Genomic DNA, 13,609 nt, shown 5'->3' with positions numbered 1-13,609 from the left:
ATAGTCCCTATCAAGGGTGACACTAGTTCAGCGTGATGACTTTCTGACCATTAATAATCACAGAAACCCCCGAAATATGGATATTGCCTTCCTTATCTATTGAAATGCTTCCCTTGGTATTACTAATGCTGATGCCATCTTCAACAGATTGGATAGTGATTTCTCCCTTAGCACTAAGCACACTCGTTTTCTCCACCGTTATCTGTCGCTCACCAATACTGCTCACTTCCTTGCCAATCACTTCCTTATGTCGTTCCTCACGCACAGTAATAACTTGATTATGACCTACACTTTCGGTGTGATCGTGTGTTACGCGGGTAGTACGATCATTAAGAACTGTCGTTTCCATATCCTTCTGCGCATACATCGACAGCCTTTCGCCCCCTTTAGAATCCTCAAACAGCAGCTCGTTGTACCCTTCCCCCTTGTGGGTCTTGGAGCGGAACGCCATCTGGGTTTTGCTGCCCGGCAGGGCACCCGGCGGAATATTGCTGGCATGGTAAGTACGCCCGGTCACTATCGGCTGGTCAGGATCGCCGTGCAGGAAATCCACCACCACTTCCTGTCCGATACGTGGGATGGCGAGCATACCCCAGCCCTGTCCGGCCCACGGTTGGGTGACGCGTATCCAGCAGGAACTGTGGTCGTCGCTGTTGCCGTAGCGATCCCACGGGAACTGGAGGCGAATGCGCCCGTACTGGTCACAGAAGATTTCTTCGCCGGCCGGCCCGACGACTTTGGCAATTTGCGGGCCGTCAACGACCGGCTTCGGCAGCGGGGCCGGACGCCAGTTCTGGTTATGGCGGATAAAGCCGAAGTGGCTGTGCAACGTGGTGCCGCTGCCGCCGCTGGCGGTTTCCCGTGCCTGTGGCTGGCTGCCCGCATGGCTGGCGCTCACGACCTGCCACGGCTGGTTGAGGTCAAGGCGCGGGTGGTTGGTCAGGGTGAACAGCCGGCCCGGCTGGACCGCAATGGCGTGGCCGCTGCCCTGCCCCGTCACGGCATCGTTGCGCAGGGCCTCTAGCCGGTAGCGGGTAAAGGCTTCCCCGTGGACAGCATTCTTGAATCGGCCCGGGTAGTCGTAGTGCTCGTAGTACCCTTCCTGCAAGGTGTCTTCCTTCATCTGCGCGCGGAATTCGGCCGCCCACGCCGGATTTTTGAAGGTGTAATCCTTGAGTTCAACCTGGGCCGGACGCACTTGGGCACTACAGGTCAGGCTGTCCACAGAAGGTTCGCCAATCGTGCTGCCTTCCCCCGGCTGGTACGGGATCACGATGCCCGGTGGCACGGAGCCGGCGTCATCGGCAAACACCAGTGTGTTGCGCCCGTTGCCGCATTCAAAGAAGTAGAAAATGCCCTCTTCCGCGGTCAGCCGTTGCAGGAAGACAAAGTCGCTTTCCTGGTATTGCACACAGAATTCCCGCTCGGGATGCGGGTGGCGCAGGCTGAACACCACGTCGCGGATGCCGTGTTCTTTCAGGATGGCGGTGATGATGGTGGCGATGTCCTGCTGCTGGAAGATACGCGAGTTCTGGCGCAGGGTGGTGCGCCACAGATCAGGACGGAGGGTCATCTGGTAGGTGGTCTGGTGCAACCCAGTGTTACCCTGCTCAAAACGGGCCACCATGCCGGTGATACTGCGTTGTTCGGCTCCGTCCTGTAGGATGGTCAGGGTCGCGGTGCGATCCAGTACTGCCGGAAAGTCAATGGCCGGATCAGCGCTTGCCAGCCCGACGTTCAGGTTGAACGGCTGGGAAAACCCTTCCGTCAGGGTAAAATCAGTGACCACAAAGGTCTGCGGTGGCAGAGCGCCCGCCGTAAGGGTAAATTGCAGGCCACTCGGGTCACCGCCCCCCAGCAACATCTGGCCGGTTTTTAGCAGCGCTTTGGTGGCGGCATTCTGGCCACCGGCCGCGCGTTCGGCCAGCCCCTGTCCGCCGGAAACGAACTGACCGACCACCTCAGAGGCGTCGCCTACGCTTTTTCCTGCGCCCCCCAACAGGCTGGCGGCCTGCTGTCCCTGCTGGACAAGTGCCTGCCCTTTTTTAAGTTTCGCAATATTCTTTTTCATTGACATGGTCTGTCTCCCTGATTAATGCCCGCCGTCCGGTGTGACGGCATGTTCATAATGTTGGATCTGACGGTCGGCCGGGTTGTCAGTCTGACCTTCAATGGCCTGACGCAGCCGGTCATAGCGGCCCAGCAGCGCGTTAAAGCGGTCATCGATGCCTTTCAGCAGTACCGGCGGGGCGCTGTCCCCTTTCGCCGCATAGACGCTCAATTGACGCAGCATTTCTTCCAGCGGTACTTCGCTGCCATGGCTGCGCTGGATGTCATAGATGGCGGTTTTCAGGTAGGAAAGCGTGAAGCTGCCACGGGTGCGCTCCTGTAACAGGATTTTGTCCGACAATTGCTGAAGCTGGTCACGGGTGGCGTACCAGCTGCCTTTCAGGGGGGCGCTGTCGATACGGGCGGTCATGGCTTGTTCCCACTGGCGGGTCGCTTGCCGTTGCACCGGCGATCCCGGCCACAACTGTTCAGCGGTGCCCGTCAGGGTGCGGGCGGCCTCCCAGGTGGCCAGCGGCCCGGTTTCTGCCAGCCGCTCAAGCTGGGTCGAATAACTGTCCAGCTCAGGCTGATACAGCCAGGCCAACCGTGCGCCCGCCGGTTGGCCTGTGATGGTACTGAGTTGTTGTTGCAGGGGTTTGTAGAACAGCAACCCACTGCCGACTAAAACCAGCACTCCCAGCAAAACCCCGAGGCCAAAGCCCTGCCAGGCACTTAGCCCTTGCGGGGGAGGTGCGGGGAACTGCACCCGCACCCGTTGTTGACTCCCGGCCACCGGCTGAGGGTCATGACGCGGAGGGGGCGGGGGCGGTGTTTCCGGTTCGGTTTCTGATTGGGACAGGTAAACCAGCGGCGGCATCTGCACCGGCGGCGAAGCGGGTTTAGCGGCCTGACGCGGTTTTTCCAGCTTTTTGGCCGCGTTCTGGAAGAACCACAACAGGTTCTCGACGCGCGGCAAACGTTTCAGGTCGGATTGTTGCAGCCGGTCAATAATCAGCTGGAGTGCCCGCTCAGCACGGTAAATCATCCGCAGGTCACTGGCGGCAAAATCCTGCTGGCGCAACACACCGCCGGTCCGGGTATGGAACCACTCCAGCAGGTCAGTGCGAACCTGCGGCTGAGGCGGCCACAGGGAGTCCCATTCGCTGACGATAACGCCCGCCAACAGTTCGCAGCCTTCGGTAAAACCCGCCAGCCCGTTCAGTTGCAGCCGGGCCAGCGTGTAGTAAATTGCGGTCTGCAAATCGACACCGTTGGTTTTGAACAGTGTCAGGGACAAGGATTCCACCAGCGGCCAGTTCACTTCCGGTTGCGCCGGGTGGCTGGTTTTATTGATTTCATCGCGGATAACGGCAAATTCCGGCAGGTTCAGCGGACTGCCGCCCGCCCGGATGATAAGGTTTTCAGAATGCCCGCTCATATTCTCGCTTTTCTCCTTAAAAAAACCCCTGCCCGGAGGCAGGGGGAGGTTTTGCTTTCAGGACTGACCTTCGATGGCTCCCTTAATAGAGAGTGTCGGGTAGTTTGAACTGGCTGAACAGCCCGCCCGCAAAGGGGTTGTCTGATTCGTCCACGTAGACACGGTAGGTCATGTCACCGCCTTCCACATTGAAGCGCACGTCGAAGAAACCCGGCTGGACGTTGGTCAGCTTGCCGCTGTTGATCAGCCGCAACTGTGCCCACGGCCCCGTGAAGCTGATAGAACGCGGCGCCTGATTGTTTCTGTCCGGCATCAGGGTCAGCTTGCTCTCAGTGCCTGCCCGCATGGAGTTCGGCCAGATAAGGCGTGCCACGTTGCTGCGGCCGTGGGAATAATCCACCAGCTGTCCGTCAAGGTTCAGCAGGGCACGGCGTTTATTGCCGGTCAAGCTGATCGGTTCGATGGCAAACTGGGCACCGAGGCCGTTTTGAGGGGTAAAGAAGGTGGTGCGAATGCGGTTTGCCATTGCCAACTGTTTCATGACATCCGGCCGGATAAGCGCCTTGCCATCCGTACCGGTGGTCAGGTTGTATTCCACAAACGGTTTCAGGCTCTGCTGGTAGAAGGTATCCAGCGTGCCATCCGGCCGGAAGAAGCGTTCAAACTCGCTCAATGGCACTTCTTCGGTCGCTTTTGGATTGAACGGATAACGTCCCGCCAGATAGGTCTTGTACTGTTTAACAACGGAGTCGTTCCATTCCACTTCCAGAGAACGTACCGCTTCCATCATCACCACACGCCAAGCCTGCTCTGCCAGTTCACCGACCCAGCGGTTCAGCGGTTCCGGCAAGGTTTTTGCCATCTGCTGGACTTCAAAAATCGCGTCACTGTTGTTTTTGTCCAGACGCATCTGAACCGCTTGCAGGGCAGCTTTACCCGGAACCGGCGAGTTCTGGATCGCCAACAGATAGCGGTGCAATGCTGTCAGTTTCTGGTAGACGCTTTGCAATGTGCTGCCTTTGTCTCCGCGTTCAACCAACACTTCCGTTTCCTGAGAGAAGTCGTGGCTGATACGGTTTAACAGCTTATAATCTGCCCGATCGGATAAATTCAGTTTTTCCTTGTCACTCAACGAATCACCGAGCAATGGTGGATGTGTGTTATCACTCAGGATTTGCAACGCCCGTTTGATGGGTTGCTCACCACTGATCACCTGTTCAATGGCACTGATGGCGTGGGGCAGATCATCAAAATCCCGCACTTCGAGGTTATTCATCGCCGCCCGCCAGGTCGCGGTGTACTCGGATAAATACAGGTCATTGATATCGTTCAGTATCCTCTTCTGATCTTCATCACTGTATTGGTCGTTGTTCTGTGATGACCTTACTTCGTTGGATTTTTCCTGAGTGTTCTTCGCAATATTCAGCACCCAGCTGTCCATTTCAGTCAGTTTCGTCAGTTCATCTTTCTGCCGGACGAAGTAATCCATCAGGCCGTGGCGGGTCAATAATTGTGGGATCACCAACCGTTTTTCATTGCTGGCCACAAACACGTCGTCAAAGCTCGGGCCAATCTGGTCACGCAGGTTAAGCGGTGCTGACAGGACATCCTGTGCCCTGATACGCAGGTTCTGGTAAACCCGTTGCTTGACGGAGAGCGCTTTCAGCTCATCCTGAGCCTGCCGGATCGGTTTGACAAACGGGGCAAAGTTGGCAATGGCCTCTTTATCACCTTTATCACGCAGCGCTTTCCAGTCGGTTCGAGCAAGGGCGTAATCCAAATGAGTCAGGAGGGCATCCTGTATATCACGTTGGCCGTGGAATGCCTTACTCCAGCGCTCACGCATATACTGGGCTACCAACCCGCTGTTACGCTTACTTTTATCTTCCATCATGCGCATAACCCGCAGGATCTCGAGTTTTTCCTCACTACTCGCGGGTGCCTGATTCAGATCATCCAACAAACCCAGCATCAGGGATGGCAGGAAACGCTGCTCCAGCAACTTCCGATAGGTGGTTGCCACATACGGCCCGACACTGCCGCCCTGATACAACGCCATATCCGTCAGGAAGGAGGCATTCTCATGATAATTACCATAAGCGAGTGTCGCGTCACGGATAGGGTTCAGCTGTGGCAATTGGAGATCACCATAGCGGTCATCACCTTTCGGGGGCGGCACGGACAGGAAATTTTTTGCTTGTGCCAAGACTTCTTCGCCCGCCCGGTAATTTTTCTGGTAGAAATAATGCCAACCCCCCCACATCGCCATCATGACCAGGGCACTGAGAGTCGAGAAGGTATATAACTGGCGGCGGTTGCGACTCAGCCAGATGCGGTTTTCAGCCGCCAGATTCGGCTCTGCCAGCAGGATGTCTTCAAACAGGGAGTGGGTAAAGTACGGCAGGGTATCACCCGCCGGCCAGGTCGGGAACGCCTGAGAACCCAGATGGTACTGCGCCGAAGCAGATTGGGTGAACAAGTCATCCATTTGTCCGACCTGATGGGCCGACGTCAGGTAGACTCCGCGCAGGGTCGGGCGGTGGTGTTCGTCGTTATACAGGATATCGTCCAGCATCTGGACAATGTAGCTGTACAAGCCCTGAACCTGACGGGTGAAACTGAACAGGGCACTGCGCTGGTTGGCATCCACGTTGTTCAGCATCATGTCCGGCATGGCGTTGTTCAGGTTGTTCATCCACTGTTGCCAGAACTGCTCCAGCTCACTGCGCCACGCTTTCTCATCGCGGTTGTTGAGGCTGAATGTGACTCCCAGAATCTGGTCACGCAATTTGCGATCCAGCGACTGGTACATGGCTTCAAAGCCGTGCATCAGGTCAATTTTGGTCATCACCAGATAAAGCGGCAACTGGCTGTGGAAGGTCAGGCGAATGTCTTGCAGGCGCTGGTGAAGTTCCCGCACATAGCGTTCGCGTTGCTCACGGTTGTCCGTCATCAGGCGCAGGGTATCCACGGTCAGAATAATGCCGTTGAGTGGCTGACGCTGGCGGTTTTCAGCCAGCCAGTTCAGCAGGGCTTCCCACAGGCGGCTGTTGATTTGAGGTTTGTCGCTGTTGAGCGGGACAGGCTGGTCAATCAACTGGCCTTTCGGGTCAATAATGACCGCTTTTTCTCCTAACCAGCAACGCAGCATCAGGGGGATGTTATCATCCTGACGCAAATATTCCGGTGCCGCAATTTCGGACAGCTTATAACCTTCCTTAATCAGCGAGGTCTTACCGCTTTTTTGGCTGCCGATCACCATGTACCACGGACGCTCGTACAGGTACTTGTACGAATCCAGATGGCGCTGTAACTGGGATTTCCAGTGGTCGAGATAACGATCCTGATGTTCAATGTCCATCCGCACGGGATCAACCACTTTCAGCTCAACATCAAGGTTGAGTTTTTCCAGTGTCCGCAAGCGGCGCCATGCTTTCATACCGACCCAGAACAGCACTATCATGATAATGATGGCGGTTGCCAGCCAGCGGGCAGCAAGGCTTTCCAGTGGATAATCGTTTCGGATTTTCCATTCCGGCCCCCACCACCAGACGGCAATCAGGAGCAGGCAGGGAATGAGCGCCAGAACCACTGTCATCGCTGCCTTGAGGCGTGGCAGGGACTTAAATTTTCCCAGTGCCGGCAAGGCCGATTTCAAGGGTGCCAAAGAGGACAAAGAGGGCCATTTCATGGGTTAACGCTCCTGTTTGAAGCCGGTTCCTTGAGAGGAGCAGGCAGTTTTTCAGCCATTTTTTCTGCCAATATGGTCAGCAGGCTGGGTTCCCATTGAGTGAGTAACATGTGTTGTCCCGTGTGTAACAAGTTCCGGTAATGCTGTTGGGCCAACGACGTCATGCCCGCTTCTTCGAGCAACTGGGCATTGAGTAATTGGCCATAGAATTGATCACGTGGCTCAGTAAGCTGTTGCTGGTGTTCTTCCAACATGTTCAGGGCGGCTTCTAATCCCTGCTGAGCGAAGCACTGCCAGATAGCTTCCTGATCAGCGGAAACGGTTCCCTTGCCCGTGCCTGCTGGTTCAGGTGCGAGCCAATCGAGGGTGTCTGGAGAAATAAACGGACTCATGTCTGAAAAACTTAAAGTTTTCAGTCCCGGCAATCGCTCCAGAAAGTCGTTAAGTTCATGGCGAATCGATTGTGCAACGTGCCCATAGCCCAATTGCAACGCAGCCTGCGCCGCAATCTCATGCCCATCCAGCCAGTAAGGAGCCAGCGTCAGACTCTGCTCGATTTGCTGGAGCAATTTGTTATCCGCCGCCGGTAATCTCGCCAGATAATCCGCCGTGCGATCCGCCGAAGCGGGTGCCAGCGGTGTTTTGCCCGCTGCATTCGCCATCGGTGCCGTAGTGAGGGTATGCCAGACTGCATGGCGTCTGAGGGAATAACCGACAGGCGAGTCAGGATGTCGTTCACACAGCAAATCAGCCACGGTCAGCAGGGTTTGCTTCCACGCTTTTTCGCTTGAGCTGTTAACGTCCACTTCCGGCATTGGTGCCGCTTCATAGGATTGAGGCGTTTGTGCCGAAGATCCTGCCGTTGATGCCGTTGCAGCCACCGGTGCAGATTTTGGTGCCTCAGGGGCGGTTTCTGGCTGACGGTTATAGCGGATACGCAATTGATCGACTTCTTTGGCAAGATCCGGTTCACTCATATGCCAGCATTGCGCAAGATGGGCTAACGCACCTTGCGCATCATCCCGTTCACTTTTGCTTGCCTGTTCGGTAAAACTGCCCTGAGCTGAGTCAAAACGTTTGAGTACCTGCTGTGCCAGTCGGCGCTTCATCAGCGGCTTGGCCGGCCAGGCTTTTTCCCAGTAGTTTTTGACGTGATCAGCCAACAGCTCTATGGCAAGGATCAACTCAGCAGAATTGCCTGCATGTTGCAGGGTACGCAGCAAATGAACCATCAGCCGGAAATCCTTGCTGCTTCCACTCAGCAACTGCAACGCTTGTCGCCGGATCTCTTCAACATCCAGCGAGCCATGCGACAGCGAACCAAACTTGATCATTTCGCTGTCAATGTATTCCCATGCGGGGTCTCCGTCTCCCAGCGCCTTGCCAATCTGTTCGTCGGACAAGGGAGCCAGCAGGGAGCCGAACCAGTCAAATTGTGTTCTGATGTCCATGTCGGTTACCAACGGCAGGCAGCACGTAAAGGTTTCGTTGCCTGCTCCAGCTGAGAAATGTTAAAGGTTATCTGATTGCCATTACTGCCGGTGATAGTCATCCGATCGCTGTTCATCAGGCGCTTGATTTCGTCAATGCCCGGTAAGCCACGGCTGGATTCCCATAAGTAACCCTGCTCCCGCACGAACCATTCGGTGCGGTACTGGGTTTTGTCCGTCATAATGGTGACATCACCTGATTCCACCTCTTTAGGCAGTGCTACCTGCAAACGGGTGATATTGTCAATGCAACTCAGCATTAATACAGGCCGAGGGGGTGGAACCCCAATCGCGGGCGTGGTCAGGATAACCGGTGCCGCGCCATTTTCTCCCTGCGTCACAATGAAGCTAGTGGAGTAATCAGTACGCTTCATCTCCTGCTCCATTGCCTTCCGCCATGACGGTCCCATTTTTTCAATTGGAATGTGTACCGTTTTAAACTTAAGGTTACTCAACGCACGATCGTAGCACGCCAGCCGGATAAGAGGAGATGGCTCAAAGCGGCATTTTTGCAGTTCATCTAAATTTTGTTCTTCCTTTACCGCGACCGCTTCCTTCGGTTCTACCACCTCCGCAAGCTTAGGGTTCCCTGCCAATGACGCGAGTAATGAACTGATAATTAAAATAATATTCATAATCTACACCCGTATTTAGCCAGTTTGTAAACCAACGTCCGCTGGGGGATGCCCAGACTCTGTGCAATCAATCTGGTGTCGTTGCCAAATTGACGCTGACGTTGAACCAACACGGCGCTTTCAAATTCTTCTATGGCTTTTGGCAGATTATCGATATGACTGTAATCCACGGAGATACTGCTGACCGCCGCTGGGTTTTTCGATTCACTCAGAGAAGCGAGCAGTTCATCCAGTTGTTTTTCTTTTTGGCGTTGAACCTGAAATACCTGGCGGATTTGGCGTAACTGTCCGCGCAGTTGTTCGAGTTCCTGCAATTTTTTCAGGCGATGCTGCATGACATGGCAATAAATGCCGAACATGTTTTCATTGTTGGTGAAATGGTGAACATTTTCGGCAAAAATGGCGATTACACCGCAAGCCTGCCCATTGCAGTCAAACAGGGGGATGCCATATAACCCACAGTTATGCGGCAGTTCTGCAATAAACGTGCGGAAATGAAGATCGTCAATGCGAACCCCATGATTAAGGGAATCCCAAACTGTTGGGGTTCCCTTACGCAGTACTTGTATCAACGGGTGATTGACATCATCAATATCCACTTGCAACCGGCGTGAACTGGCTTGCTGAGGTTCCGGCAAGTTGTAGCATTCCAGCCTGTTTTCATTGATGTTCAGCAGGAAAACCAACAGGGCATCAAAACGCGAGCTTTGGCTGGCCTGCAAGAAATTGCCAACCAGTTTTTCTATAGTGTCATCTTCCAATAACGCTAACGCGCTTTTCAGCCGCTGTTTCATTATTCCGCCTCCTCAACCTCTGCCTGGAACTCGTGCTCTGCCACGGTTAAGCGAATGGCCTTGATCGGTGTACCCGTAGCCATTTTCTGCAACAGCAGTAATGAAACCGGTGGCAACAGAGCACCATCAATGATGGATTCCAGCATACGGGCACCGTTTTCTGCGCGGGTAGCACGTTGCAGGATCTCTTCCGATACTTCATCGCTGATGGTGACTTCTGCGTTGAAGCGTTGAATCAGCAACGTATCCAGTCTGGCCAGTTTGCCCTGAATGATGGTTTTCAGTGTTTCGTGGCCCAGCGGCATGTAAGGGATCACTTCCATACGCGCCAACAGTGCTGGTTTGAAGAACGCCGCCAGCTCCGGGTAGAGCAGATCGTTGATCTGGTCGGGCTGTTCAGCATTGTCTACGATGGTTTGGTAGCCCAAGTTAGAGGTCAGGAAGAACACAACGTTTTTACAGTCGATGATGCGTCCTTCTCCATCCGCCAGCTCCCCTTTATCGAAGGCCTGATAGAACAGGTTCAATACATCCGGGTGGGCTTTTTCGACTTCGTCCAGCAAGACAACGGAATACGGTTTCTGACGGATAGCTTCGGTCAATACTCCACCTTCGCCGTAGCCCACATAACCCGGGGGTGAACCAATCAGGCGGGATACTGTGTGTTTTTCCTGAAACTCAGACATGTTGATGGTGGTGAGATATTGGCGACCACCAAACATCAGTTCTGCAATTTGCAGGACAGTTTCGGTTTTACCAACACCACTTGGTCCCACCAACAGGAACGCCCCCAGAGGACGACCCGGACGACGCAAGTCCGCGCGGGCAGTCAGCAGGTGTTTATGCAGGCACTGGATCGCAAGTTCCTGTCCCTTGATGCTTTGTCCCAGATGAGTCGGCAGTTCAGTCACAATGGAAAGTTCGCTCTGTGACAGGCGGTTCAGCGGAACACCAGTCCACTCAGCAATTACCGCAGCAATCTGGGTTTTGTCTACATGCGGGGAAACCAGAGTTTGTTTCTGCTGTAGTTCTGCCAGTTGTGCGTTAAGTTCGACCAGTTTTCCGATCAAAGACTGTTCGTCATTGATCGCAGGTTCAACCTGCTCATCTGATTGATTTTCTTTTGCTTCTTCCATGCTTTCAGCCGGCTGCCCAGCCGTCTCTTCCGCACGCTCTTCAATCACGTTTTCAGCGGTTTCGGATTCAGTTTCAGCCATCTCATCGTCAGACAGTAATTGGCTGCGCAGTTCGATGACCTGTTTTACCAATTCCTGTTGCTGTTTCCAGCTAGTTTCCAACTCTGTGAGCTGTTCCTGAATTTCTTTCTGCTGGTTTTGTAATTCTTCCAGTCGCTCCGCGTGAGTGTTCAGTCCCATGCGTTGCTCTCTCTCCAACACATCAATTTCCATTTGCATCTGATGCAGTTCAGTCGTCAATGAGGAGATCTGGCGTGGTGGTGAAGTCAGGTTAATGGCAACACGGGCACAAGCGGTATCCAGCACATCAATCGCTTTATCCGGCAGCTGGCGGCCAGAAAGATAACGATCACTCAGTACCGCAGAGGCTTTCAGGGCTTCATCATCGATCAGTACGCCATGTGCCTGCTCATAGATGGCACGCAGACCACGCATAATGACTGTTGCTTCATCTGCCGTTGGCTCAGAAACTTTTACCAGTTGGAAACGACGGGACAGTGCAGCGTCTTTTTCGAAATACTTTTTGTACTCGCTCCATGTGGTCGCCGCGATGGTTTTCAGCTCACCGCGTGCCAGAGCAGGTTTCAGCAAGTTGGAGATATCCAGCCCGCCGGCTTGGTTACCGGCGCCAATCAGAGTGTGGGCTTCATCGATAAACAAGATGATGGGTTTTGACGACTGGCTGACTTCCGCCATGATACCTTTGAAACGTTTTTCAAATTCACCTTTAACCGCCGCTCCTGCCTGTAATGCCCCCAGATCCAGTGTCATTAATTCGCTGTTACGCAATTTATCCGGTACACGATCATGAATGATTCGCAGTGCCAGACCTTCAATCAGGGCACTTTTACCCACACCCGCTTCACCGACAACGATAGGGTTGTTTTTGCGGCGACGGCAAAGGATGTCGATCATCAGATCGATTTCTTTATCGCGGCACAGAACAGGATCGAGTTTTCCTTTGCGAGCCTGCTCAGTCATGTTCTGAGTAAAGCGCGCCAGCAGACTGTCGCTGTTTGCCGGATGCACGCCCTGCCACTCTTTATCGTCGGCAGCAAAAGGCTGCTCGGCAGAGCCATTTGTCCATTCAGTAAAGTTCTGGCGCAGTAATTCGCGGTTGATACCCGCCAGCAAACGCCCAGTTTGTGGTGCCAAATAACGCAGCGGGCTGAACAGCAACGCAATCAGCATCACACCGCTGCGCAATTCAGAGTGCTGCATCTCTGTGGAAGCCAGTAGCCAGCTATCCTGCAACCACTCCACCAGCATCGGGGAAAAGTTCGGGTAACTCTGCACAAGCGATTGATGATGAGTCATCACCTGATCGAGCTGCTCTTTCAGCAGATCTTTATCAATGTCTGCTTTATTCAGGATCAGTCTCATGTCACTGAGTGGTGTGTCGATCATTTGAAGCAACAGTTGTGCAACAGTGATTTCAGGCTGCTGCTGACTGACACAAGATGCCGCCGCTGCTTCCAGCGCATGGCGGGTCATCGGGTTTAAACGATTTACAAGAGTGGGCAGATCAATCTGAATCATGGCGACTTCCTATCTCAATAATTTACTTAGCTGCTGTAATATGTCTTGTGTCTGATCACCGAGGCGAATGGCATAAAAGCTGTAAATGGCGATCAACAATCCTATACTGATACCGAGCAGGTGTTTGATGGTCCAGCGTTTGCTCAGACGATAACGCGCGTCACTCTCGTTGACATTGACATACAACGTGGTTGGCGGAGTGTCTCCGCGCAGTGAGTGAAGCTGTTGCTGCAAGCGGCGGAACAAACGCTCAAAATCATCACTTTTCTGGGTGCTGACTTTGTAACGCCCGCGGTATCCCAGACAAAGACAGAGATAAATGAACTCCAGCAGGTGCTGGTAGCGCTGAGCCTCTCCCATTAAACGTTCGAGTAATACAAAAACCTTCTCACCTCCCCAGGTTTCATTGTGGAAGTGCACCAGCAGTGATTGCTTTAACCAGCCATTCTGACTGTTCCAACCGTGCCCCAACGCAGTTTCATCAATGAAGGTGCACAGTACGTAACGAAATGAAACAATCGCACCGGGTTCATAACCCTTAGTTTGCAGAAACTGCTCAATGGCCCGAATGTCAGTCACTACCTGTTGGTAAAGCTTGTCCGGCAATGCCTGATCATTCATGTCCTGCAAACGCAAAACCATCCCCAGCAAAGGGGTGGCAGCATCGATCATTGGGTTGAGGCTTTCACCGCGCAACGGTAGCTGATACTGGTGCTGAAACGTTTTCAACGTTTCAGGCTTTGCCAGTGACAGACTGTCAACATTGATATCACTCAT

Annotated in this window: 8 protein-coding genes; all 8 read right to left on the bottom strand. The window is 53.8% G+C overall.

Annotation, left to right across the window (positions count from 1 at the left end; all coding sequences use genetic code 11):
- Positions 1-22 precede the first annotated feature (22 nt).
- The 8 genes from AC5JQI_RS01235 to icmH all read right to left on the bottom strand — a co-directional run bounded on the left by AC5JQI_RS01235 (position 23) and on the right by icmH (position 13,609).
- Positions 23-2,077 (bottom strand): type VI secretion system Vgr family protein, encoded by a 2,055-nt coding sequence (locus AC5JQI_RS01235; protein WP_493913454.1) that lies wholly within the window; start codon positions 2,075-2,077, stop codon positions 23-25.
- A gap of 15 nt (positions 2,078-2,092) precedes the next feature.
- On the bottom strand, positions 2,093-3,487 hold the full coding sequence (locus AC5JQI_RS01230) for a VasL domain-containing protein (protein WP_493913453.1): 1,395 nt from the start codon (positions 3,485-3,487) through the stop codon (positions 2,093-2,095).
- An 82-nt stretch (positions 3,488-3,569) separates the two neighbouring features.
- Positions 3,570-7,178: a type VI secretion system membrane subunit TssM gene (gene tssM, locus AC5JQI_RS01225; RefSeq protein ID WP_237385858.1), complete on the bottom strand. Its 3,609-nt coding sequence runs from the start codon at positions 7,176-7,178 to the stop codon at positions 3,570-3,572.
- A complete protein-coding gene (gene tssA, locus AC5JQI_RS01220; protein ID WP_493913452.1) occupies positions 7,175-8,629 on the bottom strand; it encodes a type VI secretion system protein TssA in 1,455 nt (484 codons plus the stop codon). Before tssA ends, tssM begins: the two co-directional genes overlap by 4 nt.
- 5 nt (positions 8,630-8,634) lie before the next feature.
- Positions 8,635-9,303, bottom strand: a complete 669-nt coding sequence (vasI, locus tag AC5JQI_RS01215; protein ID WP_493913451.1) for a type VI secretion system-associated protein VasI — start codon at positions 9,301-9,303, stop codon at positions 8,635-8,637.
- Positions 9,300-10,097 (bottom strand): Fis family transcriptional regulator, encoded by a 798-nt coding sequence (locus AC5JQI_RS01210; RefSeq protein WP_493913450.1) that lies wholly within the window; start codon positions 10,095-10,097, stop codon positions 9,300-9,302. Before AC5JQI_RS01210 ends, vasI begins: the two co-directional genes overlap by 4 nt.
- Complete coding sequence (tssH, locus tag AC5JQI_RS01205) at positions 10,097-12,832, bottom strand: type VI secretion system ATPase TssH (protein ID WP_493913449.1); 2,736 nt, start codon at positions 12,830-12,832, stop codon at positions 10,097-10,099. Before tssH ends, AC5JQI_RS01210 begins: the two co-directional genes overlap by 1 nt.
- Positions 12,833-12,841: 9 nt before the next feature.
- Positions 12,842-13,609 carry a type IVB secretion system protein IcmH/DotU gene (gene icmH / locus AC5JQI_RS01200; protein ID WP_237385853.1) on the bottom strand — a complete coding sequence of 256 codons (768 nt, stop codon included), beginning with the start codon at positions 13,607-13,609 and terminating at the stop codon, positions 12,842-12,844.

Source organism: Xenorhabdus sp. XBWT (assembly GCF_059072735.1).
Note: the sequence above shows the minus strand (reverse complement) of the source record. Positions and strands in the feature narration are given on the sequence as shown.